20 protein-coding genes are annotated in these 22,878 nt (G+C 50.9%); 11 read left to right on the top strand and 9 right to left on the bottom strand.

Features of this window, described 5'->3' with window-relative positions; genetic code table 11:
* Positions 1-157: 157 nt before the first annotated feature.
* The gene (gyrA, locus tag ACJJIS_RS06265; RefSeq protein ID WP_444933744.1) at positions 158-2,719 is read right to left on the bottom strand and encodes a DNA gyrase subunit A; all 2,562 of its coding nucleotides are present in this window, start codon (positions 2,717-2,719) and stop codon (positions 158-160) included.
* Positions 2,720-2,911: 192 nt separating this feature from the next.
* On the opposite strand from gyrA, the gene ACJJIS_RS06260 reads away from it, so the two are divergent.
* From ACJJIS_RS06260 to ACJJIS_RS06245, 4 genes are all read left to right on the top strand, one after another.
* A complete protein-coding gene (locus ACJJIS_RS06260; protein ID WP_475709729.1) occupies positions 2,912-4,237 on the top strand; it encodes a TRZ/ATZ family hydrolase in 1,326 nt (441 codons plus the stop codon).
* Between the two features lie 66 nt (positions 4,238-4,303).
* Complete coding sequence (gene ubiG, locus ACJJIS_RS06255; RefSeq protein ID WP_475709728.1) at positions 4,304-5,005, top strand: bifunctional 2-polyprenyl-6-hydroxyphenol methylase/3-demethylubiquinol 3-O-methyltransferase UbiG; 702 nt, start codon at positions 4,304-4,306, stop codon at positions 5,003-5,005.
* A gap of 12 nt (positions 5,006-5,017) precedes the next feature.
* Entirely contained in the window at positions 5,018-5,677 is a 660-nt protein-coding gene (locus ACJJIS_RS06250; protein WP_475709727.1) for an HAD family hydrolase, read from the top strand.
* A gap of 52 nt (positions 5,678-5,729) precedes the next feature.
* Positions 5,730-6,488 carry a YciK family oxidoreductase gene (locus tag ACJJIS_RS06245; RefSeq protein WP_444907753.1) on the top strand — a complete coding sequence of 253 codons (759 nt, stop codon included), beginning with the start codon at positions 5,730-5,732 and terminating at the stop codon, positions 6,486-6,488.
* A 91-nt stretch (positions 6,489-6,579) separates the two neighbouring features.
* Here the strand turns inward: ACJJIS_RS06245 and ACJJIS_RS06240 are convergent, their stop codons facing one another.
* Entirely contained in the window at positions 6,580-6,888 is a 309-nt protein-coding gene (locus ACJJIS_RS06240; RefSeq protein WP_475709726.1) for a hypothetical protein, read from the bottom strand.
* 277 nt (positions 6,889-7,165) lie between these two features.
* On the opposite strand from ACJJIS_RS06240, the gene ACJJIS_RS06235 reads away from it, so the two are divergent.
* The 3 genes from ACJJIS_RS06235 to ACJJIS_RS06225 all read left to right on the top strand — a co-directional run bounded on the left by ACJJIS_RS06235 (position 7,166) and on the right by ACJJIS_RS06225 (position 9,612).
* Positions 7,166-7,588, top strand: a complete 423-nt coding sequence (locus ACJJIS_RS06235) for a hypothetical protein (RefSeq protein ID WP_475709725.1) — start codon at positions 7,166-7,168, stop codon at positions 7,586-7,588.
* A 191-nt stretch (positions 7,589-7,779) separates the two neighbouring features.
* Positions 7,780-8,928: a sigma-70 family RNA polymerase sigma factor gene (locus ACJJIS_RS06230; protein WP_475709724.1), complete on the top strand. Its 1,149-nt coding sequence runs from the start codon at positions 7,780-7,782 to the stop codon at positions 8,926-8,928.
* 246 nt (positions 8,929-9,174) lie between these two features.
* A complete protein-coding gene (locus ACJJIS_RS06225; protein ID WP_444941201.1) occupies positions 9,175-9,612 on the top strand; it encodes an acyloxyacyl hydrolase in 438 nt (145 codons plus the stop codon).
* 54 nt (positions 9,613-9,666) lie between these two features.
* Here ACJJIS_RS06225 and ACJJIS_RS06220 read toward each other — a convergent pair whose 3' ends face one another.
* Positions 9,667-10,764, bottom strand: a complete 1,098-nt coding sequence (locus ACJJIS_RS06220; RefSeq protein WP_475709723.1) for a glycosyltransferase — start codon at positions 10,762-10,764, stop codon at positions 9,667-9,669.
* Positions 10,765-10,934: 170 nt separating this feature from the next.
* On the opposite strand from ACJJIS_RS06220, the gene ACJJIS_RS06215 reads away from it, so the two are divergent.
* Together ACJJIS_RS06215 and ACJJIS_RS06210 are read left to right on the top strand one after the other, a co-directional pair.
* Positions 10,935-11,825: a TraB/GumN family protein gene (locus tag ACJJIS_RS06215; protein ID WP_475709722.1), complete on the top strand. Its 891-nt coding sequence runs from the start codon at positions 10,935-10,937 to the stop codon at positions 11,823-11,825.
* A 135-nt stretch (positions 11,826-11,960) separates the two neighbouring features.
* Positions 11,961-13,235 carry an OprO/OprP family phosphate-selective porin gene (locus ACJJIS_RS06210; RefSeq protein ID WP_475709721.1) on the top strand — a complete coding sequence of 425 codons (1,275 nt, stop codon included), beginning with the start codon at positions 11,961-11,963 and terminating at the stop codon, positions 13,233-13,235.
* 53 nt (positions 13,236-13,288) lie between these two features.
* Here the strand turns inward: ACJJIS_RS06210 and ACJJIS_RS06205 are convergent, their stop codons facing one another.
* A complete protein-coding gene (locus tag ACJJIS_RS06205) occupies positions 13,289-16,846 on the bottom strand; it encodes an indolepyruvate ferredoxin oxidoreductase family protein (protein ID WP_475709720.1) in 3,558 nt (1,185 codons plus the stop codon).
* A gap of 277 nt (positions 16,847-17,123) precedes the next feature.
* Between ACJJIS_RS06205 and ACJJIS_RS06200 the strand changes: the two genes are divergently transcribed.
* Positions 17,124-17,594, top strand: a complete 471-nt coding sequence (locus tag ACJJIS_RS06200) for an Lrp/AsnC family transcriptional regulator (protein ID WP_020413378.1) — start codon at positions 17,124-17,126, stop codon at positions 17,592-17,594.
* Positions 17,595-17,657: 63 nt separating this feature from the next.
* On the opposite strand, the gene ACJJIS_RS06195 is transcribed toward ACJJIS_RS06200, so the two are convergent.
* A complete protein-coding gene (locus ACJJIS_RS06195; protein ID WP_475709719.1) occupies positions 17,658-18,173 on the bottom strand; it encodes a shikimate kinase in 516 nt (171 codons plus the stop codon).
* 19 nt (positions 18,174-18,192) lie between these two features.
* Positions 18,193-18,915 carry an acyltransferase gene (locus tag ACJJIS_RS06190; protein WP_475709718.1) on the bottom strand — a complete coding sequence of 241 codons (723 nt, stop codon included), beginning with the start codon at positions 18,913-18,915 and terminating at the stop codon, positions 18,193-18,195.
* A 116-nt stretch (positions 18,916-19,031) separates the two neighbouring features.
* On the opposite strand from ACJJIS_RS06190, the gene ACJJIS_RS06185 reads away from it, so the two are divergent.
* A complete protein-coding gene (locus ACJJIS_RS06185) occupies positions 19,032-19,649 on the top strand; it encodes a class I SAM-dependent methyltransferase (RefSeq protein ID WP_475709717.1) in 618 nt (205 codons plus the stop codon).
* On the opposite strand, the gene ACJJIS_RS06180 is transcribed toward ACJJIS_RS06185, so the two are convergent.
* Genes ACJJIS_RS06180 through ACJJIS_RS06170 form a run of 3 tightly spaced genes read right to left on the bottom strand, consistent with a single transcriptional unit; the run spans position 19,578 to position 22,824 of the window.
* The gene (locus ACJJIS_RS06180) at positions 19,578-20,690 is read right to left on the bottom strand and encodes a prenyltransferase/squalene oxidase repeat-containing protein (protein ID WP_475709716.1); all 1,113 of its coding nucleotides are present in this window, start codon (positions 20,688-20,690) and stop codon (positions 19,578-19,580) included. The genes ACJJIS_RS06185 and ACJJIS_RS06180 overlap by 72 nt on opposite strands.
* Positions 20,687-21,448 carry a class I SAM-dependent methyltransferase gene (locus ACJJIS_RS06175; RefSeq protein ID WP_475709715.1) on the bottom strand — a complete coding sequence of 254 codons (762 nt, stop codon included), beginning with the start codon at positions 21,446-21,448 and terminating at the stop codon, positions 20,687-20,689. The genes ACJJIS_RS06180 and ACJJIS_RS06175 overlap by 4 nt, the downstream gene beginning before the upstream one ends.
* Positions 21,448-22,824 (bottom strand): glycosyltransferase family 4 protein, encoded by a 1,377-nt coding sequence (locus ACJJIS_RS06170; protein WP_475709714.1) that lies wholly within the window; start codon positions 22,822-22,824, stop codon positions 21,448-21,450. Before ACJJIS_RS06170 ends, ACJJIS_RS06175 begins: the two co-directional genes overlap by 1 nt.
* Positions 22,825-22,878 lie beyond the last annotated feature (54 nt).

Raw genomic sequence — 22,878 nt, 5'->3', positions numbered from 1 at the left:
CCACAATACAAAAAAGGTTTCAAATACAACTAGATGTGTCTACGCACAAATTGCCATTCAGGGGGATAGATATCGCGCCTTTAGCGTTTTTCGCGGGAGCCAAAGGCAAGAAAGGCCGCGATAAACGCAGCCTTTCTTAGTGGTCTGAAGCGGTGGGTCACTCTTCCCCACCGTTTTCTTCACCGTCATCTTCGGTCTCTTCAATGCGACCGAGACCAACCAGCTTCTCGCCAGTCTTCAGGCGAATCACTCGCACCCCCTGCGTGTTGCGCCCAAGTACAGACACTTCATCAACACGGGTACGCACCAGAGTGCCCTGGTCGGAGATCAACATCATCTCCTCACCTGGGTGCACCTGACAGGCCCCAACCAAGGCACCGTTACGTTCACTTTCCGCGATCGCAATAACACCCTGGGTACCGCGTCCCTTAGTGGGGAATTCGCTGATAGCTGTGCGCTTACCGTAACCATTCTCAGTAGCCATCATCACAGAGCCACCCTCTTCAGGGATAACCATAGCGATAACCTGCTGACCTTCCTGCATACGAATACCGCGAACACCACGGGAAACACGGCCCATAGAGCGCACATTGGACTCGGAGAAGCGCGCTGCCTTACCGGCGCTGGTAAACAGCGCTACATCGCGCTCACCATCGGTAATCGCAGTGGCTACCAGGCGATCGCCCTCCTCCAGCTCAATTGCACGTAAACCAACACTGCGGGGGCGGGCAAAAGCGGTGAGGGGGGTTTTCTTCACGGTGCCATTGGCAGTGGTGAAGAAGATAAAGTGATTTTCGTCGTACTCAGACACCGGCATCATGCTACTGATACGCTCGCCCTCTTCCAGGGGCAGCATATTAACCATTGGGCGACCACGGGAGGCTCGGCCAGCGGTGGGCACTTCGTAGACTTTCAGCCAGTACACCTTGCCCTTATTGGAGAAGCACAGAAGGGTGTCATGGGAGTTGGCGATCAATAGATGCTCGACGAAGTCCTCGTCTTTTACCTGGGTCGCGGATTTACCCATACCACCGCGGCGCTGGGCCTGGTAATCGGTCAGAGGCTGGCTCTTGGCGTAACCACCGTGGGAGATAGTTACTACCTTGTCTTCCGGGGTAATCAGGTCTTCAACGGTCAGATCCTGGCGAGACGCAACGATATCGGTACGACGCTCATCGTTAAAGTCCTTTGACAGCTGCTCTAACTCTTCGCGGATCACTTCCATCAGACGCTCGAAGCTGCCGAGGATATGCAGATATTCAGCAATCTGCTCCAGTCGATCCTGGTATTCTGCCAGCAGCTTGTCGTGCTCCATGCCCGTCAGGCGGTGCAGGCGCAATTCGAGAATTGCCTGGGCCTGGGCCGGGGACAAGTAGTAAGCGTCGTCGCGCAGACCAAATTCTTGCGGCAGGTCATCTGGACGGCAGGCATCAGCACCAGCCCGCTCCAGGAACTGCTGTACATTGCCCACAGGCCAGCCTTTAGCCAGCAACGCCTCGCGAGCATCTGCCGGCGTGGCGGAAGATTTGATCAGCTCGATTACCGGATCGATATTGGCAATGGCAATCGCCAGACCTTCCAGAATATGACCGCGCTCGCGGGCTTTGCGCAACAGGTAGACCGTACGGCGGGTAACGACTTCCTGGCGGTGGCGAATAAAGTGCTCGAGCAGCTCTTTGAGATTCAATACCTTGGGCTGGCCATCGACCAGGGCTACCATATTGATACCGAAGACGCTTTCCAGCTGGGTCTGGGAATAGAGGTTATTCAGAACCACATCACCCAGCTCTCCCCGCTTAAGCTCAATCACTACGCGCAAGCCGTCTTTGTCGGACTCGTCGCGCAGCTCAGAGATACCCTCGATCTTTTTCTCTTTCACCAGCTCAGCAATACGCTCGATCAAGCGCGCTTTATTCAGCTGGAAGGGGATCTCAGTAATGATGATGGTTTCGCGATTGGTCTTGTCATCGCGGATCACATCTGCTTTGGCACGGACATAAATGCGCCCACGGCCAGTGCGGTAAGCAAGGAGAATACCGGCGCGGCCATTAATGATGGCGCCCGTGGGGAAGTCCGGCCCGGGGATGTACTCCATCAGGTCGTCGACGGTCAACTCGGAATTATTGATCAGAGCCAGACAAGCCTTGATCACCTCACCCAGGTTATGGGGAGGGATATTGGTGGCCATGCCCACCGCAATACCGGAGGAACCATTGACCAAGAGGTTCGGCACACGCGAAGGCAACACCTCCGGCATTTGCTCAGAACCATCGTAATTATCGACAAAATTAACAGTTTCTTTATCGAGGTCGGACAGCAGCTCATGGGCCAACTTGTCCATACGAATCTCGGTGTATCGCATGGCAGCTGGACTGTCACCATCGATAGAGCCGAAGTTACCCTGGCCATCTACCAAGGTGTAACGCATAGAAAACGGCTGCGCCATACGCACAATAGTGTCGTAGACCGCAGTGTCTCCGTGCGGGTGATACTTACCGATTACATCACCAACGACACGCGCTGATTTCTTGTACGGTTTATTCCAGTCGTTTTTAAGCTCGCTCATCGCGTAGAGCACGCGGCGGTGTACCGGCTTGAGGCCATCGCGTACATCCGGCAGTGCGCGCCCGACAATCACGCTCATGGCATAGTCGAGATAAGACTGCTTGAGTTCTTCTTCGATATTAATCGGAGAGATTTCTTTGGCTAATTCGCCCATGGCTTACGGCGTTCCTTTTATAGCGCGGGCGTACGTACTGTGCCCGGGATAAGCGGGCGATTCTACCATAGTTTGAGATGTTTGGAGCCGCAGGACTATGAGATATAAAACTGCAACCCAAACCACAGTTGTCGCCCCCTTTGACTGCGGCTACAGTAAAACACCCCCACAACAGCCACCAGATAAGTCCTCATGCAACAAGCTGTCGATACCCTGATCCACGCACGCTGGATCATACCCGTCGTACCCGAGAAAAAAGTGTACGAAAACTGTTCGCTCGCGATAGAGAAGGGCAAAATCTCTGCCCTGGTACCCACAGCTGAGGCCTCAATTCGTTTTCAAGCAAAAGATGAAGTCGACCTGGGGCAACACGCATTAATTCCAGGGTTAATTAATACTCACAACCATGCGCCCATGACGCTATTGCGCGGCTACGCTGATGACCGCCCACTTAAAGAGTGGCTGGAGCAGCACATCTGGCCGACAGAGCAACGCTGGGTAGGTCCGCAATTTGTAGCTGACGGCAGCCGGCAAGCGATTGCCGAGATGCTGCGCTCTGGTACTACTACTTTTTCTGATCAGTACTTCTTCCCGGAAGCCGTCGCCATTGCTGCGCGGGAAAGCGGAATCAGGGCCCATATCGCCTTCCCCGTGCTGGATGCCCCAACCCCCTGGAGCCGCAATAGCGACGAGGCTCTGCACAAAGGATTGGCGTTACGCGATGATTACCGTGCGCACGATCGAATTGAGGTGGTATTTGCACCTCACGCCCCCTACACCGTGGGGGATAAAACTCTGGAGAAAATTGCAGTCTGCTCTGCCGAAGCGCAGATCCCCATGCAAATGCACCTCCACGAGACCCACGCTGAAGTTGAAAGTGCCCTGAAAGCTAATGGAGAGCGGCCCACCGAGCGGCTATTCCGCCTTGGGCTATTGGGGCCGCAGACACTTTGTGTACATATGGTGGCCACTAATCAACGAGACATTGAGCTAGTGAGTTCAAGTGGCGCCCATGTTTCTCACTGCCCATCATCTAATCTCAAGCTCGCCTCAGGCTTCTGCCCAGCCTATGACATGCTGGAAGCCGGCATCAACGTATCCCTTGGCACCGATGGCGCTGCGAGCAATAACACCCAAGACCTGTTCTCCGAAGCCAACACAGCCGCACTACTGGCAAAAGCTGTTAGCGGGAACGCAGCAGCCCTACCCGCGCATCAGACACTGAGCATGGCGACCATCAACGGAGCCAAAGCACTGGGAATTGAAGATATAACCGGAAGCCTGGAAGTAGGCAAAAGCGCAGACATTGCTGCTATCAATCTCGGCGGTCTAGAACAGCAGCCTTTGCATGACCCAGTGTCCCAGTTGATTTATGCCAACGGAGGACACAATGTCAGCGATGTCTGGGTTGCAGGGCGACAACTTTTAAAGGAGCGCCAGCTACAAACCTTAAACGAAACTGAGGTTATCCAGCGGGCGCAAATATGGCGTGATAGAATCAGCGGAAATTTACGCTAGATAACTGATTCCGGCCCAATCACTGAAAAATGCCGGTTACGAGCGACGGAGTTTGCAGAGAAGTTCATGAGCAATGTAGATCCCTCAGAAATCGCCAAATTTGAGCAACTTGCCAGCCGCTGGTGGGACAAGGAAGGCGAGTTCAAACCACTACACGAAATCAATCCACTACGTGCAAATTACATTGACCGGTATGCTCCGGTTGCCGGTAAGAAGCTCCTTGATGTGGGCTGCGGTGGTGGCATCCTGGCTGAAGCCATGGCGCAGAGGGGAGCCGATGTCACTGGTATCGATCTAGGGGAAGCCCCACTCAATGTCGCCAAACTCCACGCCCTCGAAAGTGGCGTCAGCGTCAATTATCGCAAAGTGGCAGTAGAGGACCTGGCAGAAGAAGCGCCCGAGAGCTTTGATATTGTTACCTGCCTGGAGATGCTTGAGCATGTACCAGACCCCTCTTCTGTCATTCGCGCCTGCGCAAAACTTGTAAAACCTGGCGGCAAGCTATTTTTCTCTACGATCAACCGCACCCCTAAAGGGTGGCTGTTTGCCGTAGTCGGAGCAGAATATGTCCTACGCTTACTGCCCAAGGGCACTCATGAATACAGTAAGTTTATCCGCCCCTCAGAAATGGGCGCCTGGCTGCGCGATGAGTCCCTGGAAGCGCACGATATAACCGGTATGACTTATAACCCGGTTACCCGAAGCTACAAATTGACCCCCCGGGATGTCGACGTCAATTATTTGATGTATGCCAGCAAACCAGAATAAGTGAACTGCAAAATGAAAGCCGTTTTATTTGACCTGGATGGTACCCTGCTTGATACAGCGCCAGATTTTATTGTTGTATTAAATCAACTGCGCCAACAGGAACAGTTACCTCCACTGCCTGACAAGACGATCCGGGGAACTGTATCCAATGGTTCCAGGGCGCTAGTCACACTGGGGTTTAACAAAGAAGAAGGTGACCCCGCCTTCCCAGGATTATTGCAAAGGTTGCTGGACCTCTACTTGGCACATCTTGCAGAGAAGACAACCACTTTCCCCGGTATCGACAATCTGCTCGACAACCTGGTTCAAAAAAACCTTCCCTGGGGGATTGTCACCAATAAACCGGAGGCCTACACCACTCCTCTGATGGAGGCTTTTACCCATCTACCGCCAGCCTCTGCAATTGTTTGCCCTGACCACGTCAGCAAATCCAAGCCGGATCCCGAGCCCCTATTTTTAGCCTGCAGCCAGATTGGCTGCGCTCCCGCTGAAGCAATTTATATCGGCGACCACAAGCGCGATATCATCGCCGGCCAAAAGGCTGGTATGCCAACTATCGCTTGCGGGTATGGTTATATTGACTCTACAGACAACCCCGCCAATTGGGGGGCAGACCACCTGGTAAATTCCGCCAATGAAATTTGGCCCCTTCTAGAACAACACTATTTTTGAAACTTGAAGCAATACCGGGCACCCAAGCCCGGTGACAGTATCGGGATATTTCATGTCAGACTTTGTTGGCGACTATCAAGCGCCCTCCGACCTATTAAAGAGCAAAATTATTCTTATCACCGGTGCCGGAGACGGCATAGGTAAAACTGCAGCAAAGACTTTTGCCGCTTACGGGGCGACAGTAATTTTGCTAGGCCGTACAACTCCCAAGTTAGAAGCAGTCTATGACGAAATCGAGGCTGCCGGTGGACCACAGCCGGCTATTTTCCCCATGGACCTGGGTACGGCAAAAATAGAGGATTTCGAGAGCCTCGCAGAAGCTATTCGCAACGAGTTTGGCCGCCTGGATGGACTCCTGCACAATGCCGGCCTGCTCGGGCAACGCACCCCTATCGGCAATTACAATTTCAACACTTGGCAACAGGTAATGCAGGTGAATGTTAATGCGGCATTTGGACTAACAAAGGCAATGCTGCCCCTGCTAGAGGAATCAGAAGCCGGCTCTGTTGTCTTTACAAGCTCCAGCGTTGGGGTTAAAGGGAGAGCCTATTGGGGGGCCTATTCAGTATCGAAGTTTGCCACTGAAGGGCTGATGCAGGTACTCGCCGATGAACTGGAAGGGGTTTCCAATACCCGGGTTAACTCCCTAAACCCAGGGGCAACCCGTACAACAATGCGAGCAACTGCCTACCCAGCAGAAAACCCTCAGTCGGTAACCTCTGCAGAAGATATTATGCCCACCTATCTCTATTTAATGGGCAGAGACAGTAACGGAGTTAGTGGGAAGCACTTCAGCGCCCAGAAGAAATAGAGATCCCGCCCCATGGACAAGAATCTGAGCTTCGTTCTCAGACGCTTGTCCATGCAGTTCTTGATTGGCATCGTACTCGGTAGCTAATTAACTATTCACCGAAGCCCTTTTCATCACCATCTTTTGCACCTGAGCCCTCTCCAACTGGCGGCATATGCTCCGGAGCATCGGCAAATACATCACCTTCAAACTCCATCATATGCGAGCCATCAAACAACTCTATATCTTGAGCGTCTCCCGAGTATTGGTTGTAGTCAACAGACTGATCATCACGCTCACTAAGCATGATCTCCACAGCATAAGCTGCAGACCGATCAGACACCGCGAGACTTATTCCTTCGCAAGACACATACCCAATCACAACAGCAAGCAATGCTGCAGGTGTTAGCAACCCCTTCATCTTTCCACCCCTGGATAGTTAAATTTTATGGTTTCTTGATTATTGATAGTTTTCAGGCTTTAGAGGGATAGTTAGTCATCCCCCAACTACAATCCTGTCTCAGTATCTCAAATAAATTAGCCTTAAAGCTGCTTCTCAGGTCATCTGTGCTATTGCGCAAATTCTTTCATGTTGGCAAGCTGAAAAGTGTGAGCGTTTTCCCAAATCTATTTGTTCACGCCGACTATGTCAGGCAGAATAAAAGTCATAATTAGCAAATAAGTCGACACCTTGAATTATGAAAGCCTTCATCATTTTTGCCTTACTAATACTTTCCTCCTCGCCAATATTTGCGGATTCATTAAAGAACCAAGTCAAATCCTGCTCTGAAATTAAACCCCAGGAAGGTCGACTCACATGCTATGACCAGATCGCCAACTCCCTCGATCAACAAGAAGTTAAGGAGTTTGGCCAAGAACAAAAACGGATAGCTGAAGAGGCCCCCAACCAAATTGAGGCGGAAATAGTCGCAATCCAAATGGCCGCACACCAAAAACGAATGATTTCCCTCAATAACGGCCAAATTTGGAAACAAAATGACTCGAAAGGAGTAAATTGGAAAATAGGCGACCTTGTAGTCGTTGAGAGGGCCATGTTCGGCTCCTTTTTTATGAAACCTGCCGACGGTGGGCCAAAGCTTCGTGTGAAACGCATCAAGTAACATTCCGCGCTCCTCCCGGTGGGTGTTTTCACCCACCCCGCCCCATCACTTCAGTAATCCCTCCCCCTGATTTCAACCAACCCGAGCATTTCCACCAGCTCTCTTCTATAGTGAGAAAGGAATAGGCGCCAAAAGCGCCTGAGAGACTAAACAGCGTGTAGTACTTACACAGCCAACAAAGGTTTAAGCACTTGTCCCGAGAACATTTTTACTCAAGGGATGAAGAATGGCTGAAGGATACAGGCGAACCACTCTCTGACTCCTGCCAGGGTGCCAGCGAGCCCGACCCTCAAGTCGAGCGAGACCCTGACTCGGAAGAGATTCATGCAGCGGGTGATACCCTCTCCGAGAGCGGCACCACCCCAATGCAAAGCTATCTCAAGCACCTCTACCGGCTTGAGCTATTAACTCCGGAGGAAGAGCACAGTACCACCTGTCTATTACGCGACCTGGAAGAAAAGCTCATTTCCAACCTTCAGGAGAGCGGCACCGAGTTGGTCCAGCTACGCAGCGAAGGAGTGGAGCAGCGCGGAAGTACAGGCGCCTACGACCATGGACTTATAATTGCCCACACTGAAATCCTGCTTACCAGCAATTTCCTGGATAGGCGCGGTCGCAGCAGGCTGACCGGGCTCCTACAGCGCTTTCAAAAACAGAGGAAAAAACTAATCCAATGTAATCTGCGCCTGGTTATTGCCATCGCAAAACGTTTTCGCAATCCATCAGTTCCCTTTATCGATTTAATTCAAGAAGGCAATGTTGGATTAATGAAAGCCATTGAGCGATTCAAACCGCAAATGGGATACCGCTTTTCGACCTATGCCTACTGGTGGATTCAGCAAGAAATTCAATTAGCTTTAAGGCGCAACGAAGATCTTGTCCGACAACCAGCCAATGTCCAGGATGATTTAAGAGCGATTTACAGAGCCATTGGTGAAGTGCGCGCTCAGGGGCAACCTGCATCCGATGACAATCTGGCCCGCCACACAGGACTAGATATTGAGAGAATCCAGAGCTTATTAAAACTCCCAGGACCAACTGGGTCTCTCGATGACCCAGTCGCAGACGACCAGAGCAGTACCCGACTGGACTACGCACCTGCTGATGAACTTTACAATACCGATGAGCTTGTAACTAACCAGGAGCTAGCTCAACGCCTCCGTGAAGCTGTTGCCCGCCTCCCCGCACGACAAAGGACAGTCCTCAACTTGCGGTATGGATTAATTTCTGACAAAGATTGCTCTTTTCGAGTTATTGGCGAGCAATTGGGGCTTAGTCAGGAGCGCGCGCGACAACTTCATTCTGACGCACTTCGACAATTGAAGCGGCAGTGGCGTTAGAAAAGGAAGAAGTCGATGGCAAGCCTCTCCTGAGAGCTTGCCATCGAACCCTTTCCCACTAGTCTTTAAAACAGTTCTATCAGTTAGTACTGCGAAGTTATGCGTAAGTTAGCGGTCTTCAACGAAAAATACTGTGCCTTTAAATGCTGTACCTATTTTTTTGTCGGCGGACTACTTCTAGCCCCACCGACCCAAGCAGAATCCGAGCTCATCGCAAGCGCAGGTAAAGGGTTGGGAAATGAGTTAATGCAGTATCGCTCCATTTCGGCCTCAGAAATGGCTGGATTCAGCTACTCCTATCTACTGTCTTCATTTAGCCTTGGCGACAATTCACTTCAATGGTGGGGTCAAGGCAGCTACTCCCATATGCGGATTGAACACCACAGCGAGAAACAGCAACAAAATATTCTCGAAATTAAACCTATTCTACGCTGGTACCCCCGAGGTGAATTACGGGGCGGCTTTGCTGAAGCAGGCGCAGGAGCATCCTACTTAAGCCAAAAGAACTTCGGTGATATTGGATTGAGCACCAAACTAAATTTTGCCCTGCACTTTGCTTTCGGGTACCGTTTTTCCAGAGGCCACGTCCTTTCTTTAAGATACAGTCATTTTTCAAACGCCAGAACCAATACACCCAATCCCGGTTTTGATTTCGCCTCTTTGAACGGGCACCTTAACTTTTAGAAATTCAACCTTTCAATACTTTCCAGATTGCTAACGACTAAGATTGCTTTCAATTTAATTAAGCAAGCGCTGAAAAAAGTCTATGGTTTTTCCAGCTGAAGCTGCATAGCTAAACTTTTGTGGATTCGGGTTATTTGGCTTGCTCACCAAATTCAAACTCGCTTCCATTAAAGATTTCAGATCACCTTTCTTCACCAGCCCTTCAGGAAAATGTTTCTGTAAAACCTCCCCCGTACAACCTTCGGAATAAGCAATTACCGGGCGCCCCATCGCCAGTGCCTCTTTGGAATATTTTGCGTTCCCATCTTTCTCGCTGGCGAGCTGAAAAACCAGCTGAGAAGTTGCGTACAGTTCACGCATATCACGGCGTTCACCGAGGAATGTAACCTTACTACCGAGATCCAAGTCTTGTGCGAGCCCTTCAAGTTTTTTCAGATAACGTAAATCATCTTCAGCCAAAGCTCCTACAATCACTCCGTGAATATCATCGCTTTGTGCCGCAGCCTGGGCCAACAAATGTAAAAACTCCTCCTGGCCCCCACTTGCAGAGATATCTCCCGGCATTAACCACCAGTTTTTCCCTTCCAACTGGGGATAGCTATTCAAAAGCTTCAGTTGCCACTGGCTCGCTACCGGTTTTTCACGATCAAACTCGCGAATATTGATACCGTGATAAATAACCTCTATCGAGTCTTCTGCAATTTTGGGGGAGGACTTCTTAAGGTTCTCTGCAACCCCTCGGGAGCTTGCGATAATTCCATCTCCCGACAGCATACCTTTATTAAAATAACTGTTGGGGAAATCTTGATGCACGAGGGGCACCAGCTTAGGGCGACTTGTAGCTGACTCACTGTTTAAAGCGCGCCAAGCTAGAAAAGCCGTTGAGCGACCATAGGTATGGACAATATCCGGTTGCAACCTTGCGAGAATCTTACGCAGGCGGGATTTGTGCCGCAAAGACCAAATTGACTCACTGATTTTTGGAAAGCTGATAAAGTCACTACCGTGCAAACGAAACCGCGCCTCCAATGGTCCATCAGTAGAAATCACCAGGGACTCGTGGCCTTTTTTGACCAGTTCATTTGCAAACTCAAGCGCAAGAGTTGCTGTGATCCCAGGCTCTAGGCTGGGCAAAAACTGTACAACTTTCAATTTGACTTCCGTGAAACAGACCAAAAGGTCTATTTTGACTTCCTATAGGATAATTTCCCAGTAAATCATCACTAATTTACAAGTCAGTGACTTGATGCCTAAAAGCCCCTCTGGTACCTGAAGGTGTTAGTGATAGTATTTGCAAAGGCAAATTACTCAGGGACCCGACAATGCTTCAGCGACAAATAAGTTACTTTCTCGCCTTTACACTGCTTCTACTAACAATAGGAGCTTCAGCCGCTGAGAGTGATAAAGGCATCTTCTGGAAAGCAACTAAAGATAATAAAACCGTTTACTTATTAGGCTCGATTCACTTGGCAACTGAGGACTTCTACCCTCTAAGATCAAAAATTGAACAAGCCTACTCCAATAGTGATGCCATTGCCGTCGAGGCTGACATTCTCGCTGCAGAAGGCGACAGCCTGTTACAACAGCGAATCATGATGGAGTCTATCTACCAAGGTGAACGAACTTTAAAAGACGAACTTCCACCCGCGCTATACAGCCAACTAAAGTCGTGGATGCACAAGCGTAGTATGCCCGAGGCTATGTTTATCCGGCAGCGCCCCGCCATAGCCATGATCTCTATGAGCATGATTGAGATGCAAGCCCACGGCCTCAACCCAGAACTAGGCATTGATAGGCACTTTTTACAAAAAGCAAAAAAGGATGGGAAATCCGTTCTGGAGCTGGAAGGTGTCTTGCAACAATTCAAGATGTTAAACGACCTGGACAACCCTGCGCTCCTCTTCCAGCAAACCCTTGAGCAAGTTGGGGATATTTCAACCTTTTTACCCAAACTTACCAGCGCATGGAAGCGAGGAGATGAAGAAGCTTTGAATCGCCTTATTATCCTCGACGGCCTAACTGAAAACCCTGAATATAAGCCGCTCTATGACACACTTTTTTTTAATCGCAATGAAAGGATGGCTGAGAAAATTGCCCTTAAGGGGCCAAACTACCAGTCTCTGTTTGTCATTGTCGGCGCTGGCCACTTGGTGGGCGAACGCAGTGTTATCGAGTTTCTAGGCGACACTGGTTACAAATTAGAACGCCTTTAATCAACTATCCAGTAACCCTCGGCGCAGATTTTCTGCGCCGTCCCATCCCCCCTCCCCGTCCAAAGTCTTTTCTATTGCTAAACTCGAATAGCACTTTTCCCGTGACCAATGACAACTCTCAACTAGAGGCGTCCGATGAAATGCTGGGGAGCATACTGTGCCATATCAATTCTTTTTTTTAGCTTCCCGGCTATTGCTGATGAAGCCGAGACAAAAGGCGGGCTGAAAATTGTCTCTGACGATGGGGATTTCTCCGCACAACTCGGCGGAAGGATTCACTTCGATACATACATTTTTGACAAAGACCTAGAAGATCCGGTCAATACAACCGACTTCCGTCGGGTTAGATTGACAATGAAAGGCAATCTATGGAAGTGGAACTATAAGCTTGAAAGAGACTTTGCGGATGATGGAGCTGGGGGGTTGAGGGATGTCTACTTAGCAACAAAGTTCTCTACCGGAAAACTAACCATCGGCAATTTTAAACCCAGCCGCTCAATCAATGAGCTGACAAGCTCCAATGACCTAGTGCTTATGGAGCGGGCATTTACCAGCGCTGCAGGTATTTATTCTGGACGTGGACGTCAACAGGGTATCGACTGGCATAAGCATTGGTGCTGTTATACATTTGGTTTTACGTTATTCAATTTACGGGACCCCGGTGACCCCAGAAATTCTGGGTTTGGCGCAGCAACCCGACTGACCTGGGCCCCAATTAACGATGCCTTATCAACAGTTCACCTAGGTGTATACCGTAGCTACGAAAAAGCGAATCAAAACAGTCCCGATATCGTTGCTGAAGTTGCCTATGCGGGCCGACGAGGGCCGGAGCAGCTGATAGCAATCACACCTGGCGGATCAGATAATTTTTTTGGCGAGTTTGGTGACGATGAGTTTTTCCTTGGAGATGGCGGAGGCCGGGTCAATACTACTGGTTTCGAGCTAGCTGCGACTTACGGCCCTCTATTCGGCCAAGCGGAATATGCGTATGGTCATTTCACAGGGAAGATATACCTCGCTGAATTGACCTATGAGGAATTCTTCGGTCTTCCGCCAAGTTTTTTTTGCGATCCCATAAGCGGATGCTTTATTGGGGGGCAGGATGTTCACGCCTGGTACATTATGGGAAGCTGGGCAATTACCGGCCAACATAAACCCTACGACTCCAAGATCGGAGTATTTAAATCTATCAAACCATCTCCTCCAGAGGGTGCCTGGGAAGTTGCCGCAAGATATACCGCTATAGAGAATCGGGATTTTCGCCAGCTACGAGCCAGTAATTTTACACTTGGGGTCAATTACTATTTCAACCCAAAAGTCCGGGTAATGATGAACATCACCCTCGGCGATGACGATTTTACTGGAGATAAAACCAACCAATTCGCCATACGATTACAAGGGGTTTGGTAGGGGGGTATAAAGTGACTCAAGACAGTCCTCGAGCCACTTTATCAAACAGGCAATTAACCTACTTGCTGTGCCTTAGCTGGGTCAAAAACCTCAACTTCCGCTGAAAGTTTTATATCCCGAACCGGGTTTTCAAATCGATTTAATGCGATATTTCGCTGTTCTTTTGCTTTCTCAATATTGGCCTCCTTCACCGGGCCGTAGCCCCGGATGATATCCGGATATTGAAGTAGCTCAACTGCAGCAGCGTGATTCTGCGAATTTAATTGGCCCAGAACTTTCTTAACCAACTCTTCATATTCGCTAATCAGTGCCCTCTCCATTTTTCGCTCTGCTGTATAGCCAAAAATATCAAGCGCCGATCCGCGCAAGAATTTCAGCTTCGCCAAAACACCAAATGCCTTGTACATCCAACCGCCAAATTTCATTTTGCGGGGACGCCCCAAGCCTTTATCGAAGCGCGCCAGTAATGGGGGAGCCAAATTGAACTCCAGCGTAAAGTCACCACTGAAGTTTTCTTTTAGCGATTCGGTAAAGCGGCTATCGGTGTATAGGCGGGCCACCTCGTACTCATCCTTATAGGCAAGCAATTTTGCGTAATTGCGCGCAACCACCTCGGCCAACTGGACATTCCCGGGCACTTTTAAAATCTCAGCAGATTTCACCGTATCGACCAAACTGCGGTAACGCTCGGCGAGGTCCGTATTTTGATAACCGGTGAGGTGCTCCACCCGGTGAGCCACAATCGCTTCAAGAGTTTGTGGTACCTCTACTGCAACTTTTTCGTGGATTAACAGTTTGTCCAGAGCGTTGCGATTTTCTGCCGCCAATCGACCTGCAGCAAATCCCTGCAGATTTCCTTCCACAGCGACACCGTTTAAGCGGATCGCTTCCAGCAGGGAGGCTTCAGTTAGCGGAATCAGCCCTTTCTGCCAGGCGTAGCCGAGCATGAAAATGTTGGCGGCGAGCGTATCACCCAGAGCTGCTTTGGTCAGGCGATGCGCTTCCACAGAACTGAGCTCATTAACCGCGCCACTCACCGTATCCAATACCGCTTGCGGTGAATGGACATCCTCACGCCCGAGAACCGTTGCCGCAGTTGGGCTCAAGTGGGTATTCACTACCGCGCGACTGTGCGATTTATCCAGTTTAACCAAACAAGCTGCCACATTGCCGGCTGCAATCAGGTCACAGGCCATTAGGGCATCGGCACGACCGTCAGAAATACGTACCGCCTGCAAAGACTCGGGCGCAGCCGCAAAGCGAATATGGGAGTAAACCGCTCCGCCCTTCTGAGCCAATCCGGTCTGATCAAGGGTGCTGCACGCTTTGTCCTCGATATGTGCCGCCATCGCTAGCAAGGCGCCAATGGTCACTACACCCGTACCGCCAACGCCGGTAACCAGGAAATTATACGGCTGCTGTAAGCCCGGAAGCTGTGGCGAGGGCAACTTGGCCGCTTCAGTTCGCAACACGTCACCTACCCCGGCGCCCTTGGCAATATTGCCACCCTTCACAGTGACAAATGAGGGGCAGAAGCCGTTAACGCAGGACATATCCTGATTACAGCCGGTTTGGTTCACCCTGCGTTTATCGCCCAGCGCCGTTTCCACTTTCTCAACAGCGATACAGCTCGACTGCTGGACGCAGTCCCCACAGCCTTCACACACCAGCTCGTTGATGAAGGGGCGCCCCTCGGCTTTAGGCAGTAGCCCGCGCTTGCGCTTGCGGCGCAGTTCGGTGGCACAGGTCTGGTCGTAAATAATAACGGTACAACCTTCAACCTCACGCAGCTCATCCATTACAACGGGCAAGTAATCCCGGTGACGAATTTCAACTTCACTGGGGAAGGACAGCGCACCCTTGTATTTATCCGGGTTATCCATCACCAGGACAACTTTCTGCACCCCTTCTGCCAAAACTTGGCGACAGATCATATCCGGAGCCAACTCACCATCGTGGGGCTGGCCGCCGGTCATGGCGACCGCATCATTAAACAGGATCTTGTAAGTGATATTGACCTTGGCAGCCACGGAAGCGCGAATCGCCAAAATACCGGAGTGGAAATAGGTACCATCACCCAGGTTTACAAAGACATGCTTTTCAGTAGTAAACGGCGCCTGCCCTACCCAGTTGACCCCTTCGGCACCCATTTGGGTGAAGGTATAAGTCTCCCGGTCGAGCCACTGGGCCATATAGTGACAACCAATACCTGCTAAGGCTCGGCTTCCTTCTGGCACCTTGGTGGAACGGTTGTGAGGGCAGCCGGCACAGAACATAGGCAAGCGAGACACACTTGAGCCAGTCTGCTGGGAAATACGTTCAGCCAGCGCATTGAGACGCATCAAGCGGTGCTTGCCGCCTTCATCCAACTTGTCCTCACCCAAAACAAAACCCAATACCTGGGCAATAATCGCTGGCGACAGCTCGCCATAAGCGGGCATCAGCGGCTGATCACAATCGTCCACTTTACCGAGAATACGCGGGAAATTCGGGTCCTTCACGTGGACGTTGTACAGTTCCTCTTTCAGCTGTACTTCCATCAAACTGCGTTTTTCCTCAAGCACCAGCAGCGTATCCAAGCCACGGGCAAACTCCTGGATACCCGGCACATCCAACGGGTAGGTCATACCCACTTTAAGGATTCGGATACCGAGCTGCTTGGCCTTCTGCTCATCGATACCCATATCTTCGAAGGCCTGCATCAAGTCCAGATGGGCCTTACCGGTGGTGACGATGCCGAGGCTCGCCTCAGGATTTTCCAGTACAACCTTGTTGAGTTTATTGGCGCGGGCAAAAGCCAGCGCAGCAGGGCGCTTGTAGCGCCACAGGCGCTCTTCCTGCTCGAGAGGGTTGTCCTGCTTGCGAATATTCAGGCCGCCCTCGGGACGTTCAATATCCGGGTAGTGGAATTTGACCCGCTCAGGGTCCACTTCCACGGTCGCAGAGCTATCCATATTTTCTGCCAGGGTGATCATTGCCACCCAGCAGCCGCTAAAGCGAGACAGCTCCAGCCCATAGTGACCATAATCCAACACTTCCTGCACGGTGGCGGGGTTAAGTACTGGAATATGCATATCCACAAAGGCAAATTCAGACTGCCCGGGATAGGAGGATGACTTACAGCCGTGGTCATCGCCGGCAACGATCAGCGCGCCACCTTTGGGAGAGGAGCCAGCGGCGTTGGCATGGCGAAATGCATCGCAGGAGCGATCGACACCCGGTGTCTTGCCATACCAAATCCCGCAGACGCCATCCACTTCTGCACCCTGGAACAAGCCCACCTGCTGGGAACCCCAAACTGCCGTAGCCGCCAACTCTTCATTGACGCCAGGCTGGAAACGGATGTTGTACTCTCCCAGCAGTTTCTTCGCCCTGGATAACTGCAGATCGTAGCCACCCAAGGGCGACCCACGATAACCGGAGATAAACGTCGCGGTATTGAGATCGCGATCCCGGTCCATTCGCATCTGGTCTATGGGTAAGCGCACAAGGGCCTGGATACCTGAAAGGAGCACACGGCCCTTGAGCATGGTGTAGCGGTCGTCCAATGAAACCTGTTTTTTTACTTGGGAATCCGCCGTACTTTGAGGACTGGTTACTTTTTCAGTCATACACCTACTTCCGGTTAATTATTCTTCTCGAAACCCGGTTCGAGTTATTAGTCATTATTCTTCCGAATAGTCCGTTTTCCGTGGTCAGATGCGCCTGTTTTTATATTTGCCGCAAAGTCCCAGAGCGGCTCAGGGCACACTGCACCTATCCCGAAACGGTTTAGTCAGGTCATACTAGTTCGTTAAGCGCAATAGAGCATTGCTTTATTCACGCAAATATGCGTAAATTTGTGATAGAAGTTTCGATTTAGATAATTTTTATAGGATAGGAGTCTTTATGAAGCGTTCGACAGACCTGGATGATTTTGACCGTAAGATTCTGCGAGCGCTGCAGGAGAACGCAGATTACTCCATGGCAGAGCTGGGCGATAAAGTCGGCCTTTCGCACACTCCCTGCTGGCGCAGAATCAAGCGGTTGGAAGCCGAAGGTATTATCCGTGGCCGTGTTACCTTGCTGGACCCACGCAAATTGGATCTGGGTGTCACCGTATACTGCTACGTTACCATCCACAATCACGATGAGGAATCCCTGAACAACTTTGAATCAGCAGTTCAGGATGTCCAGGAGGTGGTCGAGTGCTATTCCACCAGCGGAGACAAAGACTATGTCCTGCGCGTTGTAGTGGATAGCGTGGAGCACTATGAGCAATTACTGAAGCGCTCCCTGGTACACCTGCCAAACGTGGCCTCAGTCAATTCCACCTTTGCCCTCAAGCAGGTGAAGTACACCACCCAGCTGCCACTTTAAGCCAAAAGTGTGAAAAGTAAAGCCCCTTGTTTTAACGCATGGGGCTTACAGAGAAAATTTCGGTTACTCTGCAACTTCCTGCAGCGCATTAAGTAAATGATCAAGCGTTTCCTGCAGTGATTTGCTGTCACATTCCACTGTTATTTCTGCATATTGCCGGTAAAGGGCCTGTCGCTCTTCAAATAAGTCCGCAAAAGACTGCCCGGGCGCCTTCGCAATGCCACGGCTTTCATAATTATGGATACGCCGGCGCAATTCCTCCGCTGAACACTGAAGAAACACTACCACACCCTGACTGCGTAGATTCGCCATGCCCTCTTCGCTATAGACTGCGCTTCCTCCAGTGGCAATAACATCACTGGGGAGGGTGGCCTCAGCTAATACCTCCCCTTCAATGGCACGAAGATTCAAGTAGTCACTTTCAGCCATAATTTGCTGCAAAGTCTTGCCCTCCCTGGACTGGATCAGAACATCAGTATCTGTAAACCCCAGTGCCAGCTCCTTTGCCAACAACACCCCCAGCGTACTTTTACCGGCGCCAGGCATTCCAATCAGGACAATACTCTTTCTTTTTTTCATTTTATTAATACTTGCACATTCAATCGCCACGGCGGGGAAAAAACACCGAGCGCAACCAGCCCAATAAGGTGTTCTCTCCCAACATCATCTTATCCAATTCATCCAGATTATGCGTCTGACGGAAGGCATCGGCAAATAATGCCTCGCGGGTAATCATTCGCCGCTTGGGGTTTATTGATTTAATGGGTCTTGCCGGATTACCGGCGACAACCGTATTTGCGGGGACATCCTTAGTAACGATGCTTCCGGCTCCCACTACAGAATTATCACCGATAGTGACACCTTTGCAGATAGTTGCACTATCCCCGATCCAAACATTGTTACCCAGGCGCACCGGGGAAGTACAACGGAAGGGCCGCGTGCGATTGTAGAGCCCATGCCAATCAGAATCGGAAATATACACATTGGCAGCAATCATACAGCCATCGCCAATCTCAATAGATTGAGCGGCAGATATACGCACCCCAGGAGAGATCAACACAAAATCACCAATAGTAATAAATGCCTCTCCGCCCTTGTGCCCAAAGGTGGTAAAGCGAATACATTTCTCGTTATTGGAGATTAAGTGAGGGTAATTTCCGAGCCGAACATTTCCGCCAAAAACATGGACAGAACCCGGGTCCATTACTTCCGGCTCAATCCCGACCGCATCGAATTGTGGCAGAAGGAAATATTCTGTTCGCCATTTGCGCCAACGGAGCTGCAGTCGCTTGAGCCAATAGGGCCTGTGATCCTTACGCATATTTTAATTTCTACTTTTATTTTCTGGGATTTACGGAGTCCTGAGTAAAAACCCAATTGCTTTTGTATTAGTGGCAGTTTAGTGTTTCGGCCACGAAAAATAGCAAGCGTTTACCCATGTCCCTAAAACTACCTATTGATATTCGAGCAATTAAAGGTTTCCTCGCTGCCCATGAAGGGGAAGCTCTCTACCACCTGGCAGCTGAAGCCAGCTCACTGGGCCCCTGCCTTGAAGTGGGCAGCTACTGCGGAAAATCATCAATTTACCTGGCCAGTGCCTGTAAACTGACCGATAACATCCTGTTCGCCGTAGACCACCATCGCGGATCTGAAGAGCACCAGCCCGGAGAGGAGTATCACGATCCCGAACTGTTTGATGGCCAAGCCAATTTAATGGACAGTTTCCGCTCTTTCCGCACGAATATTCGCGCGGCTGAATTGGATGACTGGGTTGTTCCCATCGTCGCGCCCTCCGCAACAGCTGCACGCTGCTGGAATACCCCTTTGGGTCTCGTATTTATTGACGGCGGCCACTCCCTGGAAGCGGCCATGACCGATTATCGCAGCTGGTCCCGCCATATCGTGCCCGGCGGCTACCTGGCTATCCACGATATTTTCCCGGACCCCGCCGATGGCGGCCAGGCGCCCTACGATATTTACAAGCTAGCCCTGGCCTCCGCTCAATTCGAGCTCGTCGAAACTGTCGACACCCTGGGAATCCTGCGCCGCATTTGAGGGCAGGCACACCGATGTAAACAGCTCGCTCGCTGGCGTTAATCCGGCGAGCGCATCGGCAGCCAAAAGCATGGCTCCTACAGTCCAGGTAGTTTTTTCCTCCGGCCAGATGGCCTCATCCCGGTAGACATAGCCGGTCCAGTAGCCCCCATCTTTATCCTGCCAGCGGTGCAAGCCGCGATACAAAATTTCCGCCCGCGAACGCTGGTCAGCAGCCATTAAAGACATGGTGAGTTCACAGGACTCTGCCACTGTCACCCAAGGCTCATCGCTGACACAGCGACACCCCAAACCAGCCACGACAAACTCATCCCAGCGCTGCTGAAGCCGCAACTGCGCTGCCTCACCAGAAAAGGCACCGGTTAATACGGGGTAAAACCAGTCCATTGAAAAGCGCGCCTTGCTTTCCCAGGTGCGATCAAAGCGCTCCGGTTTATTGCGCAGCGCATCGCCCAGAGCTTCCCGGGCAAGCATCCATTGCGGGCGAGCAACCCCTAGCTGGTGGGCAATATTAATTGCGCATTCCAGACTTTTATAAATGGAAGAGCAACCGGTGATCAGGGCATCTTCCATAGGGGCGCCCTCTGAATCTACCGCCCAATGAATTTCGCCAAATTCCGTTTGCAAGCGCAATACAAACTCGATTGCACGCTCCACCATCGGCCAATAGCGTTGTAAAAACAGTGTGTCTCTACTGATCAGGAAGTACTGCCAAATTCCTGTTGCCACATAGGCAACAAAATTGGTTTCACGGCGCTCCCGGTTGTCAATATCGCCATCTTTATAAGCGGCCCACCAGCTGCCGTCTTCCAACTGAATCTCTGCCAACCAGCAATAGGCGTTTTCAGCAGCACTAAATTCTCCGGCAATGGCGAGCCCCATAGCGGCTTCAACATGATCCCAGGGGTCGGCATAGCCCCCTTTAAACCAGGGAATTGAACCATCGGGGAGCTGCTGGGAGAGAATATAGGCGGCGCTATCCTGGATAAATCCTTCAGGGAAAAGACCAGAAGCTTTTGCCGGCATAGAAACTTTACTCATGCTTCAGCTCCCTCAGACAGGGAGAGAGGCGCATCCACTCGTTGTGTCGAACCAGCAGGTTTCACAAAATAAAGAGCGATACTTTTTCCCAACAGCGGGTTCAATAGTTTTTCGAGAATCCGGGTAAAGGCTGGTTTCTTCATCAGGTCCCACACCAATAGCCGGTGATAGGCAGAGACCAAACGGGAATCGGGCTTGTCCCAAAACAAACACTTTAACCACCAGTAAGGTGCATGTAACGCATGGGCCTTATGCCGGGCAAAATAGTGGTGCCCCAGCTTTTCAATATCCTCCCGCAGCTCGCGCTCGCGGAATATTCGGATATGCCCACCCTCAACCTGATGGTATTCATCGCTGAGTTTCCAGCACACCCACTCGGGGAAAAATGCCGGCACCGTCGCGGCAAAAATACCGGAGGGTTTTAATACCCGGTTAATCTCAGCCAAGACAGACTTGTAATCGGGGATATGCTCAAGTACCTCTGAGCAGATAACCACATCAAAACTCCCATCGGAAAATGGTAGTTTCAAGCCATTGGCAACTCCGAACTGCAAGCGACCCTTTGAATGTTCGGGAGAGCGGAAAGGTTCCGCTCGCTCACTGGCAGTGCGCACATCATCAAAACACAGGTCAATGCCGTAAACATCAACCTCATCAGTGATCATCAAGTGAATGGAATGGCGCCCTTCACCGCACCCCAAGTCGAGGACTTTTTGGCCGGGGCGCAGATTTAAGTGCTGGGGATCTACAGTAATCATTAAGCCGCCTCCGCACTGCGCATATTCGGAGTTTCTATTTCATGACTACTGGGTTGTTCCGCCAGTGTATGTCCGAGAATTTCCCGGTAATATTTCACCAAACTCTCTGCAGCGATTTTCCAGGAAAATTTATTTTCAATGCGCTGGCGACCTTTCTCACTGAGTTCTTTTCGCAGCGCTTCGCTGGATAAAACCTGGCGCAGGGCATTAGCCAAAGCTTCGTGATTTCCTGCAGGGACCACGATTCCGGCATCCCCAACCACCTCAGGCAAAGCACCCCCGTCACTGGATACTACCGGAGCACCACATGCCATTGCCTCCCCGGCAGGTAAACCAAATCCTTCGTAGAGCGATGGGCAAACTACCGCTGTAGCCTTGCGGTAATTATCGACCAGTTCTTCGTTAGAAATACCGGAGACAAACTGAACCCTATCCTGAAGATCCAGATCGTGAAGCAAGTGTTCCGTGGCGCCACCTTCGCGTAATTTGCCAACCACCAACAACTCTATGTTTTCATATTCCTGGCGTAATTCCGCCAACGCCTGTAATAAAAAGCGCAGACCTTTAAGCGGCTGGTCTGCCGATGCGGTGGTCATAATTCGCAGAGGCAAGCGCTTATTCTCTGCCCCTGGGTTGAATAATTCGGTATCAATACCGTTGTAAATCAGGTGAATCTGCTCGGGAGCTACGCCAAACTGCTCGATAATATCCCGCTCAGATTGCTTGGAAACTGTCACGATATGGCGAAGCTTCCGCGATACCTTAATCTGCATATTCAAAAAATTATGCCAGCGACGTACCAGCAAACGAAAACGCCAATCGGGGGCGGCATCTAATGCCAGTTGGCGATCCCGGGTAATGGGGTGATGAATTGTCGCGACAACAGGCAATCCATTTTTCTCGATATCCAGCAAGCCGTAGCACAGTGATTGGTTATCGTGAACAATGTCGTATTGTTTGCCGTGCTTGCGCAGGTATTTATTTACCCGACGGCCAAAGGTATAAGGCTCGGCAAAACCGCCGGTAAGCTTACTCCACCATTCAAAAAAATCCGCCCACGAGAGCAGGTGGCGAGGTTTCAAGGCCCGCGCTGGACGCTCAACTTCATAGAGGTTCAACCCTGGCATTTTGATGAGTTTTACGCGCTCATCGAGTTCTGGGTAGGGCTGGCCAGAAATAACATCCACGGAGTGACCAGCATCAACCAGTGCTTTACTCAGGTAGCGCAGGTAGATGCCCTGACCACCACTGTGTGGATTGCTGCGATAGCCTAAAAGGCATATTTTTAGTGGCCGCGTCTCGCCAGCCGTTGGACCGTCTGCACAATTTCCCAAGGCGGTCATAGTTTCCCCATCTGCAATATTCTTATACCCCATAACATTATCCGCTCTCGCACAGACATTCTGCGAATGCCAACGTCTAAGAGCCGA

The organism is Microbulbifer maximicatervae (SeqCode) (assembly GCF_056231245.1).
This window is presented reverse-complemented; position numbering and strand designations above follow the sequence as displayed.